The sequence below is a fragment of the Mycobacterium sp. genome (assembly GCF_019247615.1).
Classification (GTDB): domain Bacteria; phylum Actinomycetota; class Actinomycetes; order Mycobacteriales; family Mycobacteriaceae; genus Mycobacterium.
The window spans coordinates 1-22,967 of the sequence record NZ_JAFBAT010000323.1 but is presented as its reverse complement, the minus strand read 5'-3'; the positions used below and the strand labels follow the sequence as shown (position 1 = coordinate 22,967).

The 22,967-nt window shown below is 69.5% G+C and carries 25 protein-coding genes; 8 read left to right on the top strand and 17 right to left on the bottom strand.

The annotated features are described in order from the left end of the window. A partial coding sequence (locus JO059_RS22735) for an esterase (protein WP_293322976.1) occupies positions 1-543 on the top strand: 543 nt, incomplete at its 5' end. A 57-nt stretch (positions 544-600) separates the two neighbouring features. Here JO059_RS22735 and JO059_RS22730 read toward each other — a convergent pair. Together JO059_RS22730 and JO059_RS22725 are read right to left on the bottom strand one after the other, a co-directional pair. Then, complete coding sequence (locus JO059_RS22730; protein WP_293322974.1) at positions 601-939, bottom strand: hypothetical protein; 339 nt, start codon at positions 937-939, stop codon at positions 601-603. A gap of 5 nt (positions 940-944) precedes the next feature. Next, positions 945-2,267, bottom strand: a complete 1,323-nt coding sequence (locus JO059_RS22725; RefSeq protein WP_293322972.1) for a PQQ-binding-like beta-propeller repeat protein — start codon at positions 2,265-2,267, stop codon at positions 945-947. A gap of 92 nt (positions 2,268-2,359) precedes the next feature. Between JO059_RS22725 and JO059_RS22720 the strand changes: the two genes are divergently transcribed. After that, the gene (locus JO059_RS22720) at positions 2,360-3,097 is read left to right on the top strand and encodes an acetyltransferase (RefSeq protein WP_293322970.1); all 738 of its coding nucleotides are present in this window, start codon (positions 2,360-2,362) and stop codon (positions 3,095-3,097) included. A 24-nt stretch (positions 3,098-3,121) separates the two neighbouring features. Here the strand turns inward: JO059_RS22720 and JO059_RS22715 are convergent, their stop codons facing one another. From JO059_RS22715 to JO059_RS22705, 3 genes are all read right to left on the bottom strand, one after another. Continuing rightward, a complete protein-coding gene (locus tag JO059_RS22715; RefSeq protein ID WP_293322968.1) occupies positions 3,122-3,667 on the bottom strand; it encodes a DUF4333 domain-containing protein in 546 nt (181 codons plus the stop codon). A gap of 120 nt (positions 3,668-3,787) precedes the next feature. Further along, the gene (locus tag JO059_RS22710; RefSeq protein WP_293322966.1) at positions 3,788-5,119 is read right to left on the bottom strand and encodes a deoxyribodipyrimidine photo-lyase; all 1,332 of its coding nucleotides are present in this window, start codon (positions 5,117-5,119) and stop codon (positions 3,788-3,790) included. 15 nt (positions 5,120-5,134) lie between these two features. Next, the gene (locus JO059_RS22705) at positions 5,135-5,614 is read right to left on the bottom strand and encodes a TspO/MBR family protein (RefSeq protein WP_293322964.1); all 480 of its coding nucleotides are present in this window, start codon (positions 5,612-5,614) and stop codon (positions 5,135-5,137) included. A gap of 209 nt (positions 5,615-5,823) precedes the next feature. Between JO059_RS22705 and JO059_RS22700 the strand changes: the two genes are divergently transcribed. The 5 genes from JO059_RS22700 to JO059_RS22680 all read left to right on the top strand — a co-directional run bounded on the left by JO059_RS22700 (position 5,824) and on the right by JO059_RS22680 (position 9,695). Continuing rightward, positions 5,824-6,309, top strand: a complete 486-nt coding sequence (locus JO059_RS22700; RefSeq protein WP_293322962.1) for a MarR family winged helix-turn-helix transcriptional regulator — start codon at positions 5,824-5,826, stop codon at positions 6,307-6,309. A gap of 385 nt (positions 6,310-6,694) precedes the next feature. After that, positions 6,695-6,859, top strand: coding sequence for a hypothetical protein (locus tag JO059_RS22695; RefSeq protein ID WP_293322960.1), 165 nt, complete (start codon positions 6,695-6,697; stop codon positions 6,857-6,859). Further along, on the top strand, positions 6,859-7,362 hold the full coding sequence (locus tag JO059_RS22690) for a TspO/MBR family protein (RefSeq protein WP_293322958.1): 504 nt from the start codon (positions 6,859-6,861) through the stop codon (positions 7,360-7,362). Before JO059_RS22695 ends, JO059_RS22690 begins: the two co-directional genes overlap by 1 nt. Further along, on the top strand, positions 7,359-8,405 hold the full coding sequence (gene fni, locus JO059_RS22685) for a type 2 isopentenyl-diphosphate Delta-isomerase (protein ID WP_293322957.1): 1,047 nt from the start codon (positions 7,359-7,361) through the stop codon (positions 8,403-8,405). Before JO059_RS22690 ends, fni begins: the two co-directional genes overlap by 4 nt. Before the next feature lie 9 nt (positions 8,406-8,414). Next, positions 8,415-9,695 carry a glycosyltransferase gene (locus JO059_RS22680; RefSeq protein ID WP_293322956.1) on the top strand — a complete coding sequence of 427 codons (1,281 nt, stop codon included), beginning with the start codon at positions 8,415-8,417 and terminating at the stop codon, positions 9,693-9,695. Here JO059_RS22680 and JO059_RS22675 read toward each other — a convergent pair. From JO059_RS22675 to JO059_RS22635, 9 genes are all read right to left on the bottom strand, one after another. Then, complete coding sequence (locus JO059_RS22675; protein ID WP_293322955.1) at positions 9,610-10,149, bottom strand: MarR family transcriptional regulator; 540 nt, start codon at positions 10,147-10,149, stop codon at positions 9,610-9,612. The two genes, JO059_RS22680 and JO059_RS22675, sit on opposite strands and share 86 nt — an antisense overlap. Before the next feature lie 209 nt (positions 10,150-10,358). Further along, positions 10,359-11,354, bottom strand: coding sequence for a DUF5914 domain-containing protein (locus JO059_RS22670; protein ID WP_293322954.1), 996 nt, complete (start codon positions 11,352-11,354; stop codon positions 10,359-10,361). Further along, positions 11,351-12,880, bottom strand: a complete 1,530-nt coding sequence (locus JO059_RS22665) for an FAD-dependent oxidoreductase (protein WP_293322952.1) — start codon at positions 12,878-12,880, stop codon at positions 11,351-11,353. Before JO059_RS22665 ends, JO059_RS22670 begins: the two co-directional genes overlap by 4 nt. Then, on the bottom strand, positions 12,877-13,590 hold the full coding sequence (locus JO059_RS22660; protein ID WP_293322950.1) for a class I SAM-dependent methyltransferase: 714 nt from the start codon (positions 13,588-13,590) through the stop codon (positions 12,877-12,879). The genes JO059_RS22665 and JO059_RS22660 overlap by 4 nt, the downstream gene beginning before the upstream one ends. Further along, positions 13,583-13,915, bottom strand: coding sequence for a lycopene cyclase domain-containing protein (locus JO059_RS22655; protein ID WP_293322948.1), 333 nt, complete (start codon positions 13,913-13,915; stop codon positions 13,583-13,585). Before JO059_RS22655 ends, JO059_RS22660 begins: the two co-directional genes overlap by 8 nt. Then, on the bottom strand, positions 13,912-14,235 hold the full coding sequence (locus tag JO059_RS22650) for a lycopene cyclase domain-containing protein (protein WP_293322946.1): 324 nt from the start codon (positions 14,233-14,235) through the stop codon (positions 13,912-13,914). The genes JO059_RS22655 and JO059_RS22650 overlap by 4 nt, the downstream gene beginning before the upstream one ends. Further along, complete coding sequence (locus tag JO059_RS22645) at positions 14,232-15,197, bottom strand: phytoene/squalene synthase family protein (RefSeq protein ID WP_293322944.1); 966 nt, start codon at positions 15,195-15,197, stop codon at positions 14,232-14,234. Before JO059_RS22645 ends, JO059_RS22650 begins: the two co-directional genes overlap by 4 nt. Further along, a complete protein-coding gene (gene crtI, locus JO059_RS22640) occupies positions 15,194-16,714 on the bottom strand; it encodes a phytoene desaturase family protein (protein ID WP_293322942.1) in 1,521 nt (506 codons plus the stop codon). The genes JO059_RS22645 and crtI overlap by 4 nt, the downstream gene beginning before the upstream one ends. A 19-nt stretch (positions 16,715-16,733) precedes the next feature. Next, entirely contained in the window at positions 16,734-17,783 is a 1,050-nt protein-coding gene (locus JO059_RS22635; RefSeq protein WP_293322980.1) for a polyprenyl synthetase family protein, read from the bottom strand. A 365-nt stretch (positions 17,784-18,148) separates the two neighbouring features. Here JO059_RS22635 and JO059_RS22630 point away from each other — a divergent pair, with 365 nt between their 5' ends. Then, on the top strand, positions 18,149-18,856 hold the full coding sequence (locus JO059_RS22630) for a phosphodiesterase (RefSeq protein ID WP_293322940.1): 708 nt from the start codon (positions 18,149-18,151) through the stop codon (positions 18,854-18,856). 56 nt (positions 18,857-18,912) lie between these two features. Here the strand turns inward: JO059_RS22630 and JO059_RS22625 are convergent, their stop codons facing one another. The 3 genes from JO059_RS22625 to JO059_RS22615 form a co-directional block, all read right to left on the bottom strand. Continuing rightward, the gene (locus tag JO059_RS22625) at positions 18,913-20,268 is read right to left on the bottom strand and encodes a TIGR01777 family oxidoreductase (protein ID WP_293322938.1); all 1,356 of its coding nucleotides are present in this window, start codon (positions 20,266-20,268) and stop codon (positions 18,913-18,915) included. 10 nt (positions 20,269-20,278) lie between these two features. Further along, on the bottom strand, positions 20,279-21,523 hold the full coding sequence (locus JO059_RS22620) for a glycosyltransferase family 4 protein (protein ID WP_293322978.1): 1,245 nt from the start codon (positions 21,521-21,523) through the stop codon (positions 20,279-20,281). Between the two features lie 94 nt (positions 21,524-21,617). After that, the coding region (locus tag JO059_RS22615) for a glycoside hydrolase family 57 protein (RefSeq protein WP_293322936.1) at positions 21,618-22,967 on the bottom strand (1,350 nt) is incomplete at its 5' end.

Genomic DNA, 22,967 nt, shown 5'->3' with positions numbered 1-22,967 from the left:
ACCTACACGCTGACCATGACCTTTCCCGCCGACTACCCCGACGAACAGCCGCTGATCGACTACATCGCGCAGAACCGCGACGGGTTCGTCAACGTCGCGCAGAGTTCACGGGGGCGTGACCATCCCTATCAGATGGCAGCCACCACGCAGCAATACAGCGCCGGCCAGCCGCCGCACAACACCCGCAGCGTCGTGCTCAAGTTCTTCCAGGACCTGGGCGGGACGGCGCCGTCGACCTGGTACAAGGCGTTCAACTACAACCTCGGGGCCAAACAGCCCATCACCTTCGACAGTCTGTTCGCGCCCGGGACGGCGCCGCTGGACAGCATCTTTCCGATCGTCCAGGGCGACCTGCAACGCCAAAACCCTTTGGGGACAACAATATTGCCTTCGACCGGGCTCGACCCGTCGCATTATCAGAACTTCGCCATCACCGATGATCAGCTGATCTTCTACTTCGCCCCGGGCGAGATGCTCCCGGCGTTCGCCGGTCCCGCGCAGGCTCAGGTTCCCCGCAACGCCATTCCGCCGCTCGCGGTCTAGTGGCGATCGCGAGCGCGGCGTAGCCGGGCGAAGCGGGTCGCCACCATCGGTCCAGCCCTAAACCGGGCCGGCCAGCGACTCCATCGCCGCAGCGCCGATCGCCAGGCCGACTTGCACCACACAACCGATGAGCGGGACGAAAAAGGCGAGTTTGCGCCGCACGAGCAGACATGCGGTGACGACCAAGTCGGCGATGAAGAGGGCGGCGCCGGCCCAAACTCCCACCTTCATCGCCCGGTCGAGCCATACGGGGTCGCCGCATTTCACGGCGCCGCAAGGGTCGGTGCCCATCACGAGCAGGTTCAACAGGGCAACCGTCACACCCAGCAACAACCCGTGCACCACCAGCAGGACGAGGGTGGCGGCGATGTCCGCCGGCTGGCCGCGTTTGCTCATCGTCTTCAGGCCGGCACGAATCCGTAGACTTGACCGTCGCTGGTGGCGGCCACCACCCGGCGATCGTTGCCCACCGACACCCCGACGGGGTAGCCGGTGGCCGCCGGAAGCGGGTAGCCGGCCAGCGTGTGCCCGTTGGCCGGGTCGAACACGAGCACCGACATGCCGGGTCTGGCGTCGGCGGATGGACCGGCCACCACCGTGTAGCCGACACCGGTGCCCGCCAGGCCTGCCGAGGACAGCGGGACGACGTCGTCGCGGCGCCACACCGGGTCGGCGTGATCGCCGGCATCCTTGAACGCTGCCAGCCGGGTGTCGGGGCCACCGCCCGACACGATGAGCCCGGCGGGCGTCACCGCGGGCGGTGTCTGGGCCAGAAAGCCCAGCGGGACAAACCATTTCACCTTCCCATCAGCCGCATTGAGCGCCCACAGCCGTTGGTCGCGGCCATTGACATAGACGGTCGACCCGTTGCCGGACAGCACCGGGCTGGCGATGACACCGGCCGCGACGGCGTCGCTGGTCCACTCCCGGACGAGCAGCGGGTTTTGGCCGGGGTGGTATTTCAGCGCCACCAGCCCCGCGGCCGGGGCGCCGGGCTGCCAGATGCCGACCACCACCAACCCGTTGCTGCCCGAGAAGGCGGGCGCGGCCGCCACCGGGCAGCCCTGCCGCGCGGCCGGGCAATCCGCGAGCCCGCGCGTCGCATCGCTGGGGTCGACGCCCTCCACCAGGTCTACCGGGGTGCCGACCACCTCGCCGCGGTGCGAGTCGAAGACCAGGACCTGGCCAAGATGGGTGGTGACGAGCACTTGACCGTGGCCGAGAAATCGCGGGGTGGTCGGCATGCCGATCACGGGTCGCCGCCACCGCGTCCACTGTGTCACGGGGAACGAGACGAAGGCGCCCGGCTGACCGACGTAGAGGTTATCGAAGCCGTCGAACAAGGGGCCGGCGAAGCCGCCGCCCTGCACCAGCCGAACACACCAGCGCTGCCGTCCGTTGGCGTTGTTCTCCCACTCCATCAGCGAACATCCGGCCGCGGTCTGCGCGTTCAGGGCGAGGTAACTGCGCCCGCTCAGCGCCGGCCCCGCCGCCAAACTGCCTTTCACCGAGCGTGTCCACTGCAACGACAACTTGCTGGCCCCGGCCGTCGCCGTGTAGCTGCTGTTGGCGGCGTCGGCGTAGGGCGCCGGCCAGCCTTGGGCGGCCGACGCCTCGACCCACGTGTCGTTGTCGGCGCAACCGCCGAGCCCGGCCGTGAGCCCGGCCGCCAGGACGGCGGACGACCACCGCCGGAGCCCACGCAGGAGATGTCGGGCAAGCACCTGGGGTTTCCGAATCCTTCCGCTACGCGAGCCGGGCGCCGATCGAGTACAGGTGAGGGTAGCGCGTCGTCACTCCGATAGGCTTTTCGGCCATGACGAGCATGTGGAATGCTCCGCTGCATCGCCGTTGGCGGGGACAGCGGCTGCGCGATCCACGGCAGGCGAGGTTCCTCACGCTGGCCTCGCTGAAGTGGGTGCTGGCGAACCGGGCATACACGCCGTGGTACCTGGTGCGCTATTGGCGGCTGCTGAAGTTCAAGCTGGCCAACCCGCACATCATCACCCGCGGGATGGTTTTCCTGGGCAAGGGCGTAGAGATCCACGCGACACCCGAACTGTCGGAGCTGGAGATCGGCCGCTGGGTGCACATCGGGGACAAGAACACGATTCGCGCGCACGAGGGCAAGTTGCGGTTCGGCGACAAGGTGGTGCTGGGCCGCGACAATGTGATCAACACCTATCTGGACATCGAACTCGGCGATTCGGTGCTGATGGCCGACTGGTGCTACGTCTGCGATTTCGACCATCGCATGGACGACATCAACCTGCCGATCAAGGATCAGGGCATCGTCAAGTCGCCGGTCCGCATCGGGCCGGACACCTGGGTCGGGGTCAAAGCGACGGTGCTGCGCGGCACGTCGATCGGGCGCGGCTGCGTGCTCGGGTCGCACGCGGTGGTGCGCGGCGTGATCCCCGACTACTCGATCGCCGTCGGCGCACCGGCCAAGGTGGTCAAGAACCGGCAGCTGTCCTGGGAGACGTCGGCCGCGCAGCGTGCCGAGCTGGCCGCGGCCCTGGCCGACATTGAACGCAAGAAGGCGGCCAGGTAGCTCTGACATCCGGGCTATGGCGTCCTATTGGGAATGGTCGTCGACCTTGAAATCGAAGTTGACATTGCCGGCGTCGACGTTGGTGACGGTGACGGTGACGCCGTACTTCTCGTTGCCGTCGGTGAGTTGACACCGTAGCGTCGCGCCCTCGACGCCCTTCAGGTTGTCGGGGCAGGTCACCGAATCGGGCTTTTTGCCCACCTGCCGGGTGAGTTGGTCGCTGATCTGGCTGGCGACCTGGTTTTTGTCGACGGTCTCCACCATGTCGAACTTGACGTCGTTGCCGTTGACGCTCGTCACGGTCACGTTGACATTGAAGGTCTGGTTCTTGACCTTCATCGTGCAATTCAGTTGCGCACCAACCTTCGCCGGCAGGTCGTCGGGGCAGGACACCGAATCGGGCTTGTTCCCCGCGGCGTCGGTCAGCTTGGAGGTGATCTGCTGGGCGACATCGGACTTGCTCACCGCGTGCGACGACGATCCGATCGAACACGAACAGGCTCCCACGCCGGCCATCAGTCCCGCGGCAGTGCCTGAAACGAGCAACGTCCGAACGATCGAGCGAGCCATAGCGCCTCCCGGGGCGAATCGACAACTGTGAATCGGCTGATAATCGCATGCGCAACGGCATCGGTGAAAGGGAAATCGACAAAGCCACACCGCGCGGCGGTGTGGTAGCGAGCGGCATGATCAGATGCGCTGAAAGCGTCGCAGCGCTTCGGCGCGTTCGGCACCATGGTCGACGATTGGCCTCGGGTAGCCGCGCGGCCGTTCACCTTTGAGGACGTGGACGTCGTCAACCGAGCGCAACTCGGGAACCCAGCGTCGGATGTAGTCGCCCGAAGGATCGAACGTCTGGCCTTGCGTGATCGGGTTGAACACCCGAAAGTAGGGCGCGGCATCGGTGCCGCTACCGGCGCACCACTGCCAGCCGTGCTGGTTATTGGCCATGTCACCGTCCACGAGCTGATCCAGGAACCATTCGGCGCCCCACTGCCACGGCAGGTGAAGGTCCTTGACGAGAAACGACGCCACGATCATGCGCACCCGGTTATGCAGGAACCCGGTCTCGCGGAGCTGGCGCATCCCGGCGTCCACGAACGGGAAACCGGTCTCGCCGGCTTTCCACGCCTCGAAGCGGTGCTTCGCCTCGGGGCCGGTGTCGGTATCGATGCCGTCGAACTGGCGGTTCCAGTTGTGCCAGGCGCTGGCCGGCCAATGGTGCAGCACATCGGCGTAGAAGTCGCGAAAAGCCAACTCCCGCAAATAGTCCTGAGCGCCCGCACTGCGGGGGTCGAGGTCGGCGACCATGGTGCGGGGATGGATGGACCCGAACTTCAGATGCGCCGACATGCGGCTGGTTCCCGGCAGATCGGGCCGGTTGCGGTCTTCGGCATAGCGCGTCAACCCGTTGTCCACGAACGACTTCCACAGCGTGCGCGCCGCCACCTCCCCGGCGGCCACGTCGAGCGCGGCTCCCGCATCGGGGATCTCGCAGCGCCCGAGACCCAGACGCGCCGGATCGAGCCAGCTTGCGGACCGAACGCTCGATTTCACCGGCCCCCGCCACCCGATCTCCTGCCACTGACGGAGAAAAGGCGTGAACACCCGGTAGGGGGAGCCGTCGTTCTTCGTGACGCGCCGCGGTGAGACCAGGTAAGGCGACCCCGTCGCCACCAGCGGCAGGGAACCCAGCGCCGCGCGGACGCGCGCGTCGCGGCGCATTCCGTAGGGCGCGAAGTCCGCTGATACATGCACCGACGAGGCGCCCACCGCGTTGGCGATGCGCGGGATCTCCCGGTCGGGCTGCCCGCGGGTCACCAGTAACCGGCCCTCCAGATCGTCTCGCAGGTGCCGCAGCGAGTCACCCAAGAATTGCAGCCGACGCCGGCCCGACGAAGCGACCAGCCGGGGATCGACGACGAAGCACGCGAGCACCTCTCCGTCATCGCGGGCGGCGGCGGCCAGGGCAGGGTGATCCTGCAGCCGCAGGTCGCGGCGAAACCACAAGAGCGTCGGCATGATTCGATGTCCCCCTCAACGGTTGAGCCGCCAGATCTCGGTGGCCAGGACCGTGGCGAAGGCGCACCACAGCGGGTAAGGCGACAGCGCGGCTCCAGCTCTTCGGTCGGCCCGCGCTGCGCGGCGCGCGAGATCGGCGCCGCTGGCGGTCAGTGCCGCGGCGCCCAGCGCGGAGGCACCCAGCTTGTGGTAGCGGAAGAACAGCCAACTCCAGCCCGCGTTCAGCAGCAGGTTCAGTCCGAGCGCGGCGGCGTAGCGGCGCGCCTCATCGTCTTCTCCCGCCGCGCGCAGACGGTCGATGACGACCGCGGACGTCGCCGCGATGTCGGTGTACAGCGCGGTCCACACGATGGGAAAGGCGGTGTTGGGCGGTCGATACGACGGCTTGCGAATCCGCGCATACCATACCGGGACGCTGCGCGCGCTGGCGATGCTTCCGGTGCCCGCCGCCGCCGCGACGGCGAGAGTGGTCGCGGCGAGTGTTGACTTGTTCACCGGGGGCTCCATTCATTGTTGAGGCTGAGGGCTTTTCGCGCCGCTGGGGTTGCTGGGCCCAGAAGATTCACCGCCAGGCCGGGCGCCCAGGAACGGGGACCGGTTACGGCGGCGGCCAGGCGGTCCCAGTTCACGCTCCCAAGTATTTCAGTGACTTAAACATTAATCAAATTAACAACTTGTCCTTTCGGCGTTATGCTGCGAGTCTGATGGAAGACGCCACCGAACGCGCTCGGCTCGAGGCGCTGGTAACGGCCGACGCGGGTGCCCTCACCGCCGAGTCCGACCAGCTGGGCCGGGTCTTCGCCGCGGTGCATCAGTTGCGTCCCAGCGATTTTCGGGCCCTGCTGCACATTCTGGTTGCGGAGAACTCGGGTACACCGCTGACATCGGGGGAGTTGCGCCAGAAGATGGGGCTGTCCGCGGCGGCCATCACCTATCTCGTCGAGCGCATGATCAACTCCGGACACATACGTCGCGAATCGGATTCCGCGGACCGGCGAAAAGTTGTCCTGCGGTACTCGGACCCCGGGTTGGCCACCGCCCGCTCCTTCTTCAGCCCACTCGGGACGCACACCCGCGCGGCGCTGGGTGACCTGCCCGAAGCGGACCTCGCTGCGGCGCATCGGGTCTTGACCGCGCTGGTCGCCGCGATGGGTCGCTTTCAGCGGCAGTTGCTTTCGGGGCAGCCCTAGCGCGCGTCACGGAGCCGGCGCCGGCGCCGCCGAGCTGTCCGACCCAGCGCGACGCTTTCGTCGTTGTCCGCGCGATTCCCGCGGAGCCACCGTCCCGACGGTACGTTAAGCAATTTAACCATTCATATACTTAACTAAATGCCCGTTGTCGGTTAGTCTGGCTCATGGCGGACCGCGTCGCACGGCGCGGAGGGGTCGTCGGGCCGACAAGGGGAGAGCGCCAACGACAAAACATGAAGGGGTGAGGTGGTCGTGCGCGGGTCGATGGGAGCCGTGATCGGAGAGGTCGTTCATGCGGCGGGGTCGGTGGTCGGTTACCGCGGCGGCACTGAAGAGCCCGACTACAGCGCCGAGAGGCTGATTGGGTCCGTCGAGATCCGCCGGTATGGGCCCCGAATCCGAATTGATGACGTTGCGCCGCAACGGGTTCCAGGCCATCGATAGGCCGGCGGCATGGTTCTACGATCCGTCCTGGACGATACCGGCGCTGCGCCGCAACGAAATCGCCGTACCCGTCGAATCCGCCGAGCGCGCAGAGCCCAGAACGTGATGCGCAAATCGACGTTGGTCGCCACCGCGGCGGCGGTGGCGACGGCTTCCATGGTGGGCGGCCTGGCAACCCGACCGGCGGTTCAGTCGGCGTGGTATGCGCGCCTGCGGAAGCCCGCCTACCAGCCGCCGCGAACTGTGTTCCCGACGGTGTGGCCGATGTTGTACGCCGACATCGCGGTTGTGTCCGCGGGCACCGTCGACTTGCTTCGCGATACCGGGAACCGGCCGGCGGCCCGTGGTTACCTGCTGCGGCTCGCCCTCAACCTCGCACTGAACGCCGCCTGGTCGTGGGTGTTCTTCGATCGACGCCGGCTGGCGGCGGCGGTCGCGCTCAATGCCGCACTTACTGCCAGCAGTGCGGACCTGGCCCGTCGCGCCATCGCCGCCCGAGGAAGGCGCGGCGTGCCGCTCGTGCTCTATCCGGCCTGGTGCGCGTTCGCCTTCGTGCTGTCCGCCCACATCTGGGTGTTGAACCGCCGCCGTCCGATTGACGTCCCATGACGGTCGACCACGGCGAGCTCGCCGGCCGCAAGCGCCGCCACATCGACGTGTGCCTCGACGGCGACGTCGGTTATCGGGGCGTGACGACGGGCCTGGAGCGCTACCGCCTGCCCTACAACGCTCTGACCCAGACCAGCCTGGACGACGTCGACCTGTCCACCGAGTTTCTCGGTGCGCGGCTGCGGGCCCCGGTCCTGGTGGGCGCCATGACCGGCGGGGCGAAGCTATCGGGCACCATCAACCGGAACCTCGCGGCGGCCGCGCAACGGCTCGGCATCGGCATGATGCTGGGGTCACAGCGCGTCATGCTCGACAGCGCGCTGGGGCAGCGGGCGGCAGACAGCTTCGCGGTACGCGACGTCGCACCCGACGTGCTGCTGTTCGGCAACATCGGCGTGTCGCAGTTGACCAAGGACACCGTGCCCGACATCGTCCGCGCGCTCGACCGCGTCGGCGCGAATGCGCTTGCTGTACACACCAATCCGCTTCAAGAGGCCATCCAGCACAACGGCGACACCGATTTCGCCGGATCGCTGGACCGCCTGCACGACCTGGCCGACCTGCTGGGCTACCCGGTGTTGCTCAAGGAGGTCGGCCACGGAATCGGGGCCGCGGCTGTCGCCGAACTGCTGCGGCCGTCCGGGGAGCCGCCGGTGGCCGCCATCGACGTGGCGGGCGCGGGAGGCACCTCGTGGTCGCGTGTCGAGCAATTGGTCCGCTACGGCGAACTGCGCTACCCGGACCTGGCCGACTGGGGCATACCGACGGCTCAGGCCATCGGCGAGGTCCGTGCGGCGCTGCCCGACATCCCGTTGGTGGCCTCCGGCGGCATCCGAACCGGCATGGACGCGGCCACGGCGCTGGCCCTGGGTGCCAACGTGGTGGCCATCGCGCGCCCGCTGCTGTCCGCCGCGATCGATTCCGCGGCCGCGGCGACGGCATGGCTACAGCGATTCATCGACGGACTCCGCATCTGCCTGCACGGCTGCGGCGCGCGCGACCTGCGCGCCCTGGGCGGCGTTCGCCTGAAGCCCATTTCGTGACGTGATCGCATGGCGGTGATTCTGGCATACGGGTCGCCCGCTCTGGGGCACCTGTACCCGATGGCCGCGCTGCTGTGTGAGCTTCGCGACCGCGGCCACCAGGTCCACCTGCGGACCATGGCCGCGGGGGTTGCGGCCATGCGGGCCATCGGCTTGGACGCCGCGGCGGTCGATCCGGCCATCGAGGCCATTGCCGGACGAGACTGGTTGGCGCGCAACGCGTTGGGAGTTCTGCGGACGACGATCGACGTGCTGTGCCGGCGGGCCGTGGTCGAAGTCGACGATCTGCGGCGCGCGATCATCCGAGCGAAACCCGACGCCGTCATCGTCGACGCCAATTGTTGGGGGGCGATGTCGATGGCCGAGGCCAGCGGCGTCGGGTGGTTGGTGTTCTCGCCGTTCACGCCGTACTTGCGGTCCCGCGGGACGCCGCCGTTCGGTCCGGGTCTGCGACCGCTGCCCGGACTGGCCGGCAGCGTCCGCGACGCCGCGATGCGACCGTTTGTCAGCGCTCTGTTCGACTGTCGAATAGTCCCGCGGATCAACGACATTCGCAGGGAAATCGGTGTGCCCTCGGTCGGCTCGGTGGACGCCCTGATGCGTCGCGCGCCCCTCTTGCTGGCGGTCGGCGGTGAACCGTTCGAATATCCGCACCCCGACTGGCGCGACGTGCACTTCATGGGCGCCTGTGTGTTCGAGCCTGCCGCGCCCGTTCAAAGTCGGCTTGCCGCCATCGATCGGCCGATCGTGTTGGTCGGCACCTCCTCGATTGCGCAGGCGGACGCGAGGCTTGGCCGCGTGGCCCTGCGGGCCCTGGCCGATGAGCCGGTCCACGTCGTGGCGACGTTTCCCGCCGGCGTGCCCCACGGACTTCCGCGAACATCCAACGCCACGGTGTCGCGCTTCGTGAATCATGGCGCAGTGCTCGATCGGGCGATATGCGTCGTCACCCACGGCGGGATGGGCACCACGGTCAAGGCGCTCGACCGCGGCGTCCCGGTGTGTGTGGTGCCGTTCGCCCGAGATCAGGCCGAGGTCGCGCGCCGGGTTGAGGTGGCCCGCTGCGGCACCAGGCTGCCGGCGAGAAGGCTGACGGAGGCGAGGCTGCGCGCCGCCGTGCTGGAGGCAACCACGATGGTCGACGGTGCGGGCCGGGTGGCGGCCGGGTTCGCGGCGACCGGCGGGGTGGCGCGCGGGGCGGAGCTCATCGAGCGGAGCCTCGCCCGAGACCTCCTGACGTTCCGTCGGATTCGTTGGCGAGCTCATCCTCGAACGTCGACATCGCCGTGATCATCGCGGTGAAAACCCGGTGGGCCGCGAGGAGGTCATTGTCGGTCAAATCGGCCATGGCCTTACGAAGGTGATCACCCAAGGGCCGGAAGAAGTCGTGTGCCAGCGCCATGCCGCTTTCCTGATAGCGCAACAGCCACTTTCGCCGGTCCTCGGGATCGGGCTCGCGCCGGATGTGGCCCGCCTCGATCATCCGATCGACGAGATAGGTGATCGCGGCGGGAGACACATCCATGCGCTGGCGCAACTGGGCCAGCGTCAACGGCTTTCCCGCGGTTTCGCTGACCATGATGTGCAGCAGCGCGTGAAAGTCGCCGCTGCTGACGTCGTTCACCCGCGCGTAGTGGCGGCCGACGCGATCCGATTGCGCCGTGATCGCCCGGATGTCGGCCGACAACTGCCTCTCCAGCTCAGCGCGGCTGGGCTGTGGGTCTTGTGCGCGGCGCTTGGTCACCTACCCGCATCCTTCATCAGGCACACAGCGTATCTGCGCGTTCATCCCCGCGCCTAGCGGGACGTGCCGCCGGTTCCTCTCGGCGCGGTCGGCCTCTTCCCCGGCGGGCATGAGCTGACTCAATCGTGGTGAGGGCCCGTGGCTTCGCCATTCGACCTTGTCGGCCGTGCGGAACCTCTTGTCGGTCAAGACTCTTCGCGGTGTTCGTGTCAATCACCAGTGCGGAGCCGATAGCGGCGTTCGGCGTATGTGAGGTCGTCACGCCACAGCCGGGCCGCGGCATAGCGCATCAACGGTGTGACCACGCCGCGCACGTGGCGCGCGGTCCGGAACCCCGGGCGTTGCGAGGTGGCGATGGTGGCCTCCGTCACGACCACGGACGGCCGGCCGTCGGGCTCCAAACCCGTTGGCGTGGCATGTGTTTCCACGACACTGCCGGTTCCTTCGCCCTCGATGATGCGCATGACGACGGTGCGCGCTTCCGGGGCGGTGAATTCGGCGATCACGGGCACGCCGAACCGACCCATGCGGAAGGTGACCGAAAGCAGGAACCGGTCGTCTTCCTCGGTCGGGGTCGTGAGCACCTCGAGCCGGGTGAACGAGTATGGGTGGAACCATGCCCCGTGCCACGGGTCGAGCCGATTGGCGATGATGTCGGACGGTTCGCAACGGCCGACGACGCGGGTGACGGCCACCAGCGTGTCACCGGTCGGCCGGGGCCCGAGCACCGGCTGATCAAGCGGCGCTTCGCCGCCGACCGCGTCCAGGCGCACCCAGGCCAGCACCCCGTCGTCGTGGCTGGGGAACGCCTTCCAGCGCAAGTCGCAGGTGTCGCCGTCCAGGGCCAGCCCGTGCCATCGGCAGTACAAGACGCCGCCGCGCACGACGCCGGTGGCGAGGTCGGCGCCGAGGTGGGGGCAGCCCGCGGGGCCCACGCGCAACCCGTGGTGCTTGTCGCGCCAGGCGACCAACTCCACTCCGGCGATGCGGGCACCGAAGGGGCGGCCGGCCCGCACGTCGCGGCTTCCGCCGAGCACGTACCAGTTTCCGGTCGGCCGGCGCTGCGCCCGCGCCAATGCGGCGTTGATGATGCCCGGCTGTGCGTCGCGGTAGGTCGGGCGTTGCCGCGTCCAGGAGACGCGCGGGATGACGCCGACGGGCCAGTCCTTCGGCCACCGACGACGAAGGCGGTCGCCGGCGCTCATCGCCGTCGCCCCTGGCGGTCGGCCAACGACCGGAGCAGCACCGAGCGCCCCCGCGTCGGCACGGTACACAGCTCATGGCCGGCGATCCCCCACGACCCCAGCAGGAGATTGGCGGCCGACCAGCCCGTCGTGGCCGCGCGCTCCATCAGCGCGACGGGCAGGTCGATGCGGACGCCGTCGCCCGCCAGCACCAGCCCCGGCTGCGGCGTCGCCACCGTCGGTCGCCGCCAAAAGGTTCCCGGCGCGAAGAGGGGACAGTCGCTGCGGCGCAGTTCCCGCTCGTGAACCACACGCGCCGCGGCGGTTTCCGGATACAGTTTGTGCAACTGGCTGATTCCCGCCGCGGCCGATGTCTCGGAAGTGGCTGCGTATGAGTGCAATTCGACGACGGACCCGCCGTGTTCGCGGGCCCACGCGGCGGCCTCGCGTTCGTAGCGCTCGAGCACGCTGATGTTGTCGACGGGCGGGTGACCGGCGGTGCCCAGGAAGGCGGGCCGGTTGTTGTTGACCGGCCGGTCGAGCCACAGCCGGTCGACGACGAAGGGCGGGGCGGTGCGAAGCTGCCGTATCCGGTCGCGCCAGGGATCGTCGCCGAGCCCGGGCGATGCCGTCACCACCTGCTGCAGACCGGGCACGTCGAGCGCCAGCACGACGCCGTCGGCGTCCAGCCGCCCGTCCGAATCGGTATGCACGGCAAACGGTTTGGTGACGCCGGGCGCGATGCGCGAGACCTGCGTGCCGAGGTGCACCCGAACACCCCGGTCGCGCAGGTAGTCTCGCAGCGGATTCCACAGGGCCCCATCGAAATTCGAAGCGGCGACATCGAAGATCAGGCCCTCGCTGGACCCCAGGAAGTAGATGTGGAACATGGTCGCCAACTCCGCGGCGGACAGCTGCGTCGGCTCGGCGAAGAAGCTGCGCGAGAACACCTCGAACGCAAGGTGGCGCGCGGACTCCGGGAAGTTGATGGCCTTGAGAAACGTTTCGGCGTCGATGTGGTCGAGCCGACGGTAGATGTCGGGCGCCGACACCGCCGCGAGCGGCGCGGCGGCGCGGGCGTTGATCCGCGCCAGGTCGCCGAGCCGGAACGTCGGGCTGCGCAAGGCGAACGCCAACGCGTTCCACGGTGGGGTGCGGGGCAGTCCGCGGAAGGTGTCGCACCTCCCGGTGGCGTCGATCAGCGGATAGTCGCTGACCGGTGTGAGCATGCGCAGCTTTGGATCGACCCGGCGCAGCAGCGCGCGCAGGTTGTAGTACTGACGGAAGAAGGCGTGAAACCCGCGATTCATCGCCAGCGTGGCGCCTTCGGGGCCCCCGTGCCGCTCGGTCCAGCCGCCCACCCGGCCGCCGAGGTAGGCCTCGCGCTCCACGACGTCCACGGCGATGCCGCGTTCGGCGAGCGCGGTGGCGGCCGCCAGGCCGGCGATCCCGGCGCCTACGACGACGGCGCAGGGCGGCGATGGGAGCGCGCTCGCGTCGGGCAGTCCCGGCGGCGCCGGGTGCACGTGTCGGCGGCGGTCGCTCATCGCGGTGCCTCGCCCAGGAAGGTGTGCACGACGTCGCGTTCCCAGCCGGGCATGGCCTCGGCGCGCACGCGCTCGAATCCCGCGGCGCGCATGCGGGCCAGCAGTCGCTCCGCGCCGTCGAAGGCCAGGACGCTGCGCCACAGATGCCGGTACAGGGTGGTGTCGCGGGTGCGCCACCACCCGGCGGGGATGATGATGCCCCAGCACACCGCGTGCCAGGTCAGCGTGGCGGCACGGGAGTCGCGCACCGAATATTCGTGCAGCGCAAGGATGCCGCCGGGCCGCAACAGGCCGCGGAAGGCCTCGAGTTGTCCGTCGGGGTCCGCGAGGTTGCGGAGCAGGTAGGCGGCCAGGATGCCGTCGAACGGCCCGGTGACGCCGTGCTCGTCGAGGTCCTCGATGCGGGAGTGCAGGAACCGCACCGACGGCGGCCACGCCTTTGCCCTTGCCGCGCCGAGCATTTCGGCAGAGGCGTCGACGGCGACGATCTCGGCGTCCGGCGCGACCGCCAGCAGCGCGGCCGTCGACGCGCCCGTGCCGCAGCCCGCGTCGAGCAGCCGTAGATCCCGCCCGCCCAGCCGCATGCGGCGCGCGGAAAGCCGCAAATTGGAGTGGTACCAGGGGTTGGCGCCGACCAATCCGTCGTATGCCGCCGCGCCGCCGTCGAAGGCGCCGGGCACGTCGACGCGGGGCAGTCCCGCCTTATCCATGCTTGTTCCCGGCCAGCCACCTGGCCTGCTGACGCTCCCACAGCAGCAGCACGGCGGTGACCAGCGCGAAGCCGTAGAGGAAGTCCTCGACGGGAATGTCGAGCGGAAATCGCAGGCCGCTGGTTTGGTGTTCGTTGTAGATCACGATCGGTGCGCTGCGTTTGGTCAGCCAGCCGTCGACGGGGATCTGGAATCCGAGCACGATCACCATCGACAACCAGTACGCAAGCCTCCGGAACAGTCCCGTGTGCCAGAGCCCGAATTCCAGGGCGAACACCGCCAGGACGGCCGCGACGGCCGGCACCGTGTAGCCGAGTCCGCTCATCGGCGCCTGCTCCGGTCGAGGATCGCGGTGACCGCGTTGTACGTCAGCAGCGCGCACAGCGGGATCACCACGAAGAACAACGCCTCCTCGATGGGCACGCGAAACGGGAGGTGGACCGCGGTGATGTAGGCGTCGTTGTACGTCCACACGCCGGCCCGGATTGCCACCGTGTCCCAGACGAGGAACGCCGCGGCCACCGGAAGGACCGCCCGCACCAGCCGGCGCGGTTGGCGATACACGCCCGGGCCGAAGAACTCCAGCGGCGCGGTAACCGCCAGGCACAGGCCGAGGACGATCAGGTATTGCCACTTCTCGCTCACGCCGCACCGGTTTTCCCATGCTCGGAGGCGCCCCTGCGCAGCCACCAGGATCGCAGCAGCGCACCGCCGGCGACCTGTAGCCGTCTCGTCGTGCCGACCGTGGCGCGCCGGCTGAAGACGCAGAATTCCATGTCCTCGATGCAGTCCAGGATCTCAGAGTAAAGGGTCAGCGCGGTGGCGACGCACGGCCGGGAGCGCGGCGCCAGCAGCGCGATTCCGTCGGCGGCGAAACGATAGATCCCGCGGGTGATGCGGTGCTGGGCCTCCAGGGCCGCCCGCACGCGCGCATCGGTGCGCCGCTGCGCGTGGCACCACGACAGCAGTTGGCGGTCCACGCCGAAGGCGGCCAGTTCGTCGGCCGGCAGGTAGACCCTGTTGCGGGTCAGGTCCTCGGCAACGTCGCGCAGAAAGTTGGTGAGCTGGAACGCGCGGCCCAAAGCCGCCGCGTGGGGCGCGGCTTCGTCCGGGTCGCCCACGGTGCCCAGAATCGGAAGCATCTGCAGCCCAATGACTTCCGCGGACCCGCGCATGTAGCGGTTGAGCGCCGCGCGGTCCGGATAGTCGGTGACCGTGAGGTCCATGCGCATCGAGGCCAGAAAGTCCTCGAACAGTTCGCCGGAAATCGCGTAGCGGCGCGCGGTGTCGTCGACCGCGGCGAGCACGGGCTCGTCGTACCGGCGGCCGCCGCTCACGAAGCCGCTGAAGAACTGGTCCGACAGCCGCTGCAGCCGGTCGGCCCGCGCGCCGACGTCCAGCGCCGGGTCGAGGTCGTCGAGGATGTCGTCGGCGTGGCGGGCGAAGCCGTACAACGCGTGCACCGCGGGGCGCTGATCCGGGGCGAGCAGCCGGGTGGCGAGAAAATAGGTGCGCCCGTTCGCGGCGGCGATCTGCCGGCAGCGCCGATATGCCTCGCGCAGGCGCGCATCCTCGATCCCGGCCGCGTCCAGTTCCGTGCGGATCATCGCGATCGGGCTTTCAGGTCAAGTGTCGCCGTGGTCTTGGGGACGGTCCCCGTGATGCGGTCGGCGGCCAGGCGTCCGGAAATCAGCGTAGTCGGCACCCCCACGCCCGGCAGGGTTGACGAGCCGGCCAGCACCGCGTTGTCGGTGCCCCGCACGGTGTTGGCCGGCCGGAACGGCCCGGTCTGGGCGAAGGTGTGGGCCAACGCAAACGGGGTGCCGGCCGCCATGCCCTGGCCGGCCCAGTCGGCGGGGGTGTCGACGTGCAGCAGTTGCGCGCCGTCGCGCAGGCCGGGCAGCAGCCTGTCCTGCACGATGTCGAGGAGGGAGTCGGCGTAAGTCTCCCCGGTGGCCGACCAGTCGATCCGGCAGCGTGACAGGTTCGGGGCCGGCGCTAGCACGTAGAGCAGCTCGCGACCGGCGGGGGCCAGGCTGGAGTCGCCGGCCGTCGGCCGGGTGACCAGCAACGAGGGGTCGGTCATCAGCCGGTGATCGCGGATGATGTCGGTGAACGTCTGCTCCCATTCTTCGCCGAAAAGGATTGTGTGATGGGCACTTTGGGGCGGCGCGGGGCGGCAGCCAACGTGCAGCACCACCGCCGACGGCGCCGCGCGCAGCGGGAGTACGCGTCGCGGTCGACGGCCGAGCAGCCGGTAGGCCTGCGGCAGTTCGGTGGTCAACACCACCGCGTCGCAGGGGATGCGCTCCCCGGAGTCGGTTCGGACTGCGGTGACCCGCTCGCCGGTGCGCTCGAGCTTGGTGACGGTCGAGGAGTAACAGAACCGCACGCCGGCCCCGGCCGCCGCCGAGGCCAGCGCGTCGGGCAACGCGCGCACGCCGCCCCGCGGGAAGAACACGCCGGCGACCGTGTCCATGTAGGCGATCACCGCGTAGACCGCCAAGGCGTGCTGCGGCGCGACGCCGGCGTACAGCGACTGGAACGTGAACACCCGGCGCAACCGTGGGTCGCTGAGGTGGCGCTTGACCATGGTGTCCCAGCGGCGGAACCCGCCGAGCGCGGTCAGCCGGGCCAGCCGGGCGTTGAGCAGGTTGAGCGGCGAGTCGAAGTTTGCGGCGATGAAGCCGTCGAACTCCGCGCGGTACAGCCTGTTCAGCCACTCGTGCAGTCGCCGGTAGCCGTCGGCCTGTCGCGGGCCGGCGAACTCCCGCACCGCGGCGGTCATCCGCTCGGCGTCGGTGTGGACGTCGATGGTGCTGCCGTCGGCGAACATCGCCCGATAGGCCGGATCGACGGGGAGCAATTCCATTCTGTCCGACGCTTTTTCGCCCACGGCGGCGAAGGCCTCGTCGATGATGTCGGGCATCGTGAGGACGGTCGGCCCGGTGTCGATCCGGTAGCCGTCGATGTCACGGCGGCCCGCTCGGCCGCCGGGCCAGGGGTGTCTCTCCACCACCGTGACGTCGCGCCCGCGGCCGGCCAACTGCAGGGCGGCCGACAACCCCGCGAACCCCGCGCCGATCACGACGACGCGGTCGGTGCGCCCCCGAACCGTCCGCATCAGCGCGCCACCCTCGCGCTCATGCGGCGCGCAGTGTGCACAGCCCCGCCATGTCGATGAGCGCCGCGGTGAGCGGGCCATCGACCATATTGCCGTCCAATGCTTTGAGCGCCGCCTCGACGCGTTCGGCGATCAGCTCCTCGATCCACTGCACCGCGCCCGTGGCGAGGATCATTGTTCGCCAGCGGTCGACCGCGGACTCCTCCAGCCGGTCGCAGGTCATCAGCTCGCGGAACTGCAGGCGGGTTGAGGCGTCGGCCAGCTGGTAGGCGGCCACCACCACGCTGGTGGCTTTGCGCTCTCGCAGGTCGTTGTTGGCTTTGCCTGTCGCGGCGGGTGATCCGAAGATGCCGAGCACGTCGTCGCGCAGCTGGAACGCCTCACCGATCGCGGCGCCGTAGTTGCCGAGCGTGGCCAGCACCCCGTCGTCGCAGCCGGCCATGGCGGCCCCGATCTCCAGGGGTCGGCGCACGGTGTAGTTACCCGACTTGCGCCGGGCAACCGCGAGTACGGCATCCAGCGTGGGCTCGTCGCGCACGTCGGTTGCCAAATCGGCGAATTGGCCAACCGCGAGCTCGCTACGCATCGCGTCGTAGCGCGGCCAGGCGCGTCGCAGCTGGTCCGGTGGCAGGCCGCTGTCGCGCAGCATCTGTTCCGCCCAGATCAGGCACAGGTCGCCGAGCAGGACGGCGGCCGATTCGCCGAACCGGCGCGACGAGCCCGACAGCTCCCGGCGGCGATGCCAGGCCGCGAACTGCACGTGCGCGGCGGGGCGGCCACGACGCGACGGCGAGTCGTCCATGACGTCATCTTGCAGCAGCGCGAACGCGTGCAACAGCTCCAGGCTGGCGCTCGCCGACAACGCCGCCTCACTGGCAGGTGCGCCGCAGAGCCAGCCCAGATACATGAACGTCGAGCGCAGGCACTTGCCGCCGCCGACGAACTCCATCAGGATGTCGCCGGCCGCGTCGACCCCGCAGTCGCCCAACTCCTCGGCGCAGCGCGCGGCGACAAATGCGGCGACATGTGACAGCACCGCCCGCCGCAACCCTGTGCGCCAGCCGTTCACGCGGTCGGGAGCGGGCGGAGAAGCGGCGGCCGTTCGAACCGCATCAGCGCCAAACCGCGCTCGCGGCAACGCATGTAACGCCGCCACCGAGGCATGGCGAGCAGGCTCGGTCAACTGCTGGCTGGAAACACTCGGATTCACGCGTTGGCACCCCTCTGACACGAAACGAAACACCGGCGACGCAGACAAGCCGGCTGCGGCCGGCTCGGCGCATCTAATTCAGTAATTGAAACATTAACTTACTGAATGATCGGCATGTGCGCCAGTGGCGATTCGTTTCGCCCGGGCCCGCGACACACTGAGCCGAAGATGCGCAGCGCAGTCGGCGGGGGTTTTCCTCGGCGGAGAAGGGGAATCCGGCGCCGATGAATGTTTCCGATCTTTTGGAGGTCGCGGCCAAGCCCTTTCAGTGGGGATCCGCGCTCCGTGGACGCCGATTCTTCCACCCGGTCGGTGTATTGGCGCAGGGGTATGTCGAACGCGTCGCGCCCGCGGCCGAGGGACTGCCGCTCCCGTCGGCCAAGGTGGTTGTACGGATCTCCAAGGCCGCCGGGACGCCGGGGGCGCTGCCCGACTTCATCGGCCTGGCGATCCGCGTGGCGCCGCAACAGGCCGGGGCCACGCCGTGGGACATCCTGCTCGTCTCCTCGGGCTCGGGCCGGCTTGCGCGCGCGGTAGCCCTGCGGCCGACCGCGTCGTGGAGCGGGCAGACGCTGACCAGCCTCATGCCGTTTCGCTATCACGGGAACATCTGGTGGCTGCGGGCCCAAAACACCGGCGCCGTCGATGGCTTCGGGCTGGCGCTGTCCAATGTCCGGACCGCGATCGAAAACGGCGGCATCGAGTTTTCGATCGACCAAGCCTGCGGCGGGGCCGATTTCGCGCCGCTGGCCCGGCTGACCTTGACCGGTGTTCTTGCCCCCGAGCCGGATGTGTCGTTCGATCCCGTCGACAACACCGCGCCGGGGTTGAGCCTCTACCCGGAGTGGCTCGCGGACCTCCGGGCCCGCGCCTACGAGCGCAGCCGCGACGGCAGGGATGCCGAGCAGCCGGCAGGCAACGGACTCGGGTAAACGACAGCGTTCGCGACATCTCGAGGGGCCCGCTCACCAGCGGCGTGTGCTCTGAATTACCGGGTGCGCCCCAACAGGTGACGCAGGGTGCCATCGAGGTCGGCACGGCGCAAGTGGTGTTGGGCCGTGCTGAGTTTGTGCGGAAGCACTCGTTGGCTGGCGAGTGCGAGTTCGCGGGCACCCTGCTCACCGAGCAGCAGTCGGGGCCCCAGCGACGGCACCGGAAACACCGCCGGCCGGCGCAGCACGCGGGCGAGGACGCGGGTGTACTCGGAATTGCGGACGGGTTGCGGCGCAACGGCATTCACCGGTCCGGTCAGGGCGGTGTCCCACAGCGCGCGGTGATAGACGTCGAGGAGATCGTCGATGCCGATCCACGACAGCCACTGCCGGCCGTCGCCCAGTGGGCCGCCCAGCCCCGCGCTGAACAGCGGACGCATCAGCCTCAGCGTGCCGCCGCGGGGGGACTGCACGATGCCGGTGCGCACCCGCACCACTCGCATCCCGGCCCGCTCGGCGGGCGCGGTCGCTTCTTCCCAGTCGGCGACGACGTCTGCCAGGAACCCGTCGCCGCGATCGCTGTCCTCGGTGAGGATCTCGTCGCCACGGTCGTGTCCGTAGTAGCCGACCGCCGACGCCGAGATGAACACCGAAGGCCGGGGCTCGGTGCGAGCCAGCAGCTCTGCCAGCCGGCGGGTCGGACCAATCCTGCTGTCGCGGACGGATTTTCGGTGCCCGGGGGTGAACCGGCCGGCGATCGAGGCGCCGGCCAGATGGATCACCGCCTCGACGCCGGCGAGCAGTCCGGAAGCGGGGTCGTCGGGGTTCCATCGCCGCTCGTCGCCGCCGACGCCGGGGCGACGGACCAGCCGTATTACGCGGTGGCCGCCGGTGCTCAGGAAGGCGGTCAGCGCCGAACCGACCATTCCCGATGATCCGGTGACGGCGATGGTTTTCGGCGCCAGACCGTGTTCGGCGGCCGACCGGTGCGCGGCCAGGTCGTCGGCCAGTTGGCGGTGCCGGTAGGCGAACATGGGCCGCAGCAGCGACCCCGGTACCGGGGTGTCAACCCGGTCGACGACCCGAGTGCGGTTACCGCCGACGTCGTCGAACCGATGGGTGTGCCGCCACCGCACGGCGATCCGTGCCGGCAGCGAGGCCAGCCCGTCGCTGTCGATGGTGTCGACGAAACATGCCGGCGGCTCGTAAGACTCGGCCTGATGCTGGGCGATCCAACGCAGGCCGCCGGGCAGCGCGAGCGTGGCGCGCCCGTCCTCGATCGAGTCCGCCTCGCTGATCAGGCGCACGGGTTGCCACGGCGGCGAGAGACGGTTGAAGGCGCCCGGCCGGGAGTGCCACGCGAAGACCTCTGCACGCGGCGCATCGACCACGCTCGAATATTCCAGCCCCATCGCGCGTAGGTTAGCGGTTCGGTAGCGCGTGCTCGACGATGGGCAGCCGTGGCTGTGGCTGCCGCTCGCGGCGTTTGGCCGCCAGGTACACCTGCGCGGTCTCGGTGGCCACCGTGTGCCAGTCGAAGTCGGAGGTGAGCCGTTCACGGGCGACGCGGGCACGCCGCTGCGCGGCATCCGGGTCGTCGAGCACGCTGCGCACCGCCGCGGCCAGCGCGGCCACATCGCGGGGCGGGAACGACACTCCGGTCTGCCCGTCGATCACCGCCTCCCCCAGACCGCCGATGTTCGAGGTCACCAGGGGAGTGCCGGCAGCGGCGGCCTCCAAAGCCACGAGCCCGAACGGCTCGTAATGGCTCGGCAGCACCGCGGCATCCGCCCGATGCAGTGCGGCGAGCAGTTCGGCGCGCTCCAGGTGGCCGAGGAAGCGAGTTGCCTTGAGCACCTTGTGTTTACGAGCCTGCTCGACGAGCCACTCCTCCTGGGTGCCCTCACCGGCGATGGTCAGCGTGGTGCCCGGATGGGTGCGCCGGATCCGGGGCAGCGCGGCGATCGCGTCGTGGACGCCCTTCTCGTACTCGAGCCGCCCGAGGAAGAGCAGTTCGGCCGGCCCGGGGCGCGGCCGGCGGGCCGCGAAGGGCCAGCGCGCCGCGTCAATACCGTTGCGAATTACGGTGATCTCGGCGAGACCGGGCCCGAACAGCTCGGTGATCTCGTCGGCCATCGACGCCGAACACGTGATCAGCGAGTCGGATTCGCGCACCAGCCACGACTCGACCGCATGCACTTGGCGGCTGAGCTTCCCGCTGACCCAGCCCGAATGACGACCGGCTTCGGTGGCGTGGATCGTGGAAACCGTTGGCACGTCGTAAAACTGGGCCAGGGCGATCGCCGGGTGGCCCACCAGCCAGTCGTGTGCGTGTACGACGTCGGGGCGCCACGTCCGATCGGTGCCCGGCTTCTTCAGGCCGAGTCCCGCGCGGACCATCGAGTGGCCCATCGCCAGGGTCCAGGCCATCATGTCGTCGGCGAAGGAGAACTCGTGCGGGTCGTGGGCGGCCGCGACGACCCGGACCCCCTCGCTGACCTCGTCGGTCGACGGGTGGGTGCTGGGATCGGTGCCCGACGGGCGCCGCGACAGGACGACGACGTCGTGACCGGCCGCGACCAGCGCCGTCGACAGGTGGTGCACGTGCCGACCCAGCCCGCCGATCACCACCGGCGGGTATTCCCACGACACCATGAGGATCTTCACGCGCAGGGCCACCTCCGCCGCGACCGTGCGCAAAATGCCGGCCGCCGCGGCGTGTCGTCGTACAGACACGCGCGCTCGCGGGGGGAGGGGGACCTCACCGGGGCAGCCTACGCGCATCCAGTGCGCCGAAAAGACCGTCCGCGCGGTTCCACCCGTCGGCGAGCCGTTGCGCGCTGTCGCGGCGGCCCGAGGCCAGCGCGCCGGCGATCTCGCGGGTGGCGTGCGCATGCAGGTGGGCGCGGTAGCGGGCGTAGTCGGCGGCCGAGTCCTTGCTCACCATGAACGGCCAGTCGCTGGAGACGGTCAGCAGCGTCTCGCGCAGGATCTGATCGGCGACGTGATCGCGGGGCAGCGGCCCGTCCAGCGACGCCGTCTGCGAAAGCGCCTTGTCGACGGTGGTCAGCGCGGTGTCGACGACTTCGTTGTTGAGCTGGACCAGGTCGGCGACCTGCTCGCCGGCCCACACCTGCCAGTCCTTGCCCGAGCCCCACGAGCTGGGCGGCAGATCCACCGGCCCACCGACGAAACCGTCGGCGATCGCGTCGCGCAGCGTGCCCACCCGCACCCCCGCCGCGGGCAAGGCGCGCAACACCCGCTGCAGCCACGCCGGGCCCTCGTACCACCAGTGCCCGAACAGCTCCGTGTCGAACGCGGCGACCACGTGAGCCGGCCGCCCGATGCGCTCCGATTCACTGATCAGCCGGTTGCGGACCACGTCGACGAAGTCCGCGACATGCACGTCCACCGCGCGGTCGGCGCGCTCGGGATCGTAGGGCGCCTTCCCCTCCGAGGGCACGTTGCGGCCTGTCACCCTGGCCGGCTTGAGCCCGGTGAGGTGGTCGTACGTGTGGAAGTCGCGATACGCGGCGTGCCCGGGGTAGCCGGATTTCGGCGACCACACCCGGTAGCTGACCTGCAGATCGCGGCCGAACGCGATCACGCCGGTGTCGCCGACGGGCCGGCCGAGGGCGGTATCGCCGTGCAGCGACGGGCCGTCGACCATGAAATGGGTGACCCCCGCGGACGCGTAGTCGTGCTCCATCCCCGGGGCGTAGGCGCACTCGGGCGCCCAGATCCCGGTCGGCTGATGCGCCAGCCGCAGCTGCGCGTCGGCCAAGCCCTCGCGCAGGGCGAACTCCCGCAGCCGCGGCGCCAGCAGCGGCTGAAACGGGTGCGCCAGCGGGCCGCCGAGCAACTCCACCGTGCCGGCGTCGATCAGGGCGCGCAGCAGCGGGCTGCCGCCGTGCCGCCAGCCGGTGGCAAAGTCTTCCAGCGCCTGATCCGCCTCGGCGCACTCGCGAATCCCGAAGGGACGCAACGCTTCCGGCGCGCACGACTGATAGCCGGCCGATTTCGATGTGGGCGCCGAACGCACGGTGGCGGCTTCATAAGCGCGCAGCCGCCAGTTGGCCAGCCAGTGATGCATGCCGTCGAGGCAGTACGG

What these genes read in the sequence shown, in the direction of transcription:
- JO059_RS22730 (WP_293322974.1), bottom strand. Translation starts at nt 939, where the DNA reads ATGAGCAAACGCGGCCAGCCGGCGGACATCGCCGCCACCCTCGTCCTG.
- JO059_RS22720 (WP_293322970.1), top strand. Translation starts at nt 2,360, where the DNA reads ATGACGAGCATGTGGAATGCTCCGCTGCATCGCCGTTGGCGGGGACAG.
- JO059_RS22715 (WP_293322968.1), bottom strand. Translation starts at nt 3,667, where the DNA reads ATGGCTCGCTCGATCGTTCGGACGTTGCTCGTTTCAGGCACTGCCGCG.
- JO059_RS22710 (WP_293322966.1), bottom strand. Translation starts at nt 5,119, where the DNA reads ATGCCGACGCTCTTGTGGTTTCGCCGCGACCTGCGGCTGCAGGATCAC.
- JO059_RS22700 (WP_293322962.1), top strand. Translation starts at nt 5,824, where the DNA reads ATGGAAGACGCCACCGAACGCGCTCGGCTCGAGGCGCTGGTAACGGCC.
- JO059_RS22695 (WP_293322960.1), top strand. Translation starts at nt 6,695, where the DNA reads ATGGGCCCCGAATCCGAATTGATGACGTTGCGCCGCAACGGGTTCCAG.
- JO059_RS22690 (WP_293322958.1), top strand. Translation starts at nt 6,859, where the DNA reads ATGCGCAAATCGACGTTGGTCGCCACCGCGGCGGCGGTGGCGACGGCT.
- fni (WP_293322957.1), top strand. Translation starts at nt 7,359, where the DNA reads ATGACGGTCGACCACGGCGAGCTCGCCGGCCGCAAGCGCCGCCACATC.
- JO059_RS22680 (WP_293322956.1), top strand. Translation starts at nt 8,415, where the DNA reads ATGGCGGTGATTCTGGCATACGGGTCGCCCGCTCTGGGGCACCTGTAC.
- JO059_RS22670 (WP_293322954.1), bottom strand. Translation starts at nt 11,354, where the DNA reads ATGAGCGCCGGCGACCGCCTTCGTCGTCGGTGGCCGAAGGACTGGCCC.
- JO059_RS22665 (WP_293322952.1), bottom strand. Translation starts at nt 12,880, where the DNA reads ATGAGCGACCGCCGCCGACACGTGCACCCGGCGCCGCCGGGACTGCCC.
- JO059_RS22660 (WP_293322950.1), bottom strand. Translation starts at nt 13,590, where the DNA reads ATGGATAAGGCGGGACTGCCCCGCGTCGACGTGCCCGGCGCCTTCGAC.
- JO059_RS22655 (WP_293322948.1), bottom strand. Translation starts at nt 13,915, where the DNA reads ATGAGCGGACTCGGCTACACGGTGCCGGCCGTCGCGGCCGTCCTGGCG.
- JO059_RS22645 (WP_293322944.1), bottom strand. Translation starts at nt 15,197, where the DNA reads ATGATCCGCACGGAACTGGACGCGGCCGGGATCGAGGATGCGCGCCTG.
- crtI (WP_293322942.1), bottom strand. Translation starts at nt 16,714, where the DNA reads ATGCGGACGGTTCGGGGGCGCACCGACCGCGTCGTCGTGATCGGCGCG.
- JO059_RS22630 (WP_293322940.1), top strand. Translation starts at nt 18,149, where the DNA reads ATGAATGTTTCCGATCTTTTGGAGGTCGCGGCCAAGCCCTTTCAGTGG.
- JO059_RS22625 (WP_293322938.1), bottom strand. Translation starts at nt 20,268, where the DNA reads ATGGGGCTGGAATATTCGAGCGTGGTCGATGCGCCGCGTGCAGAGGTC.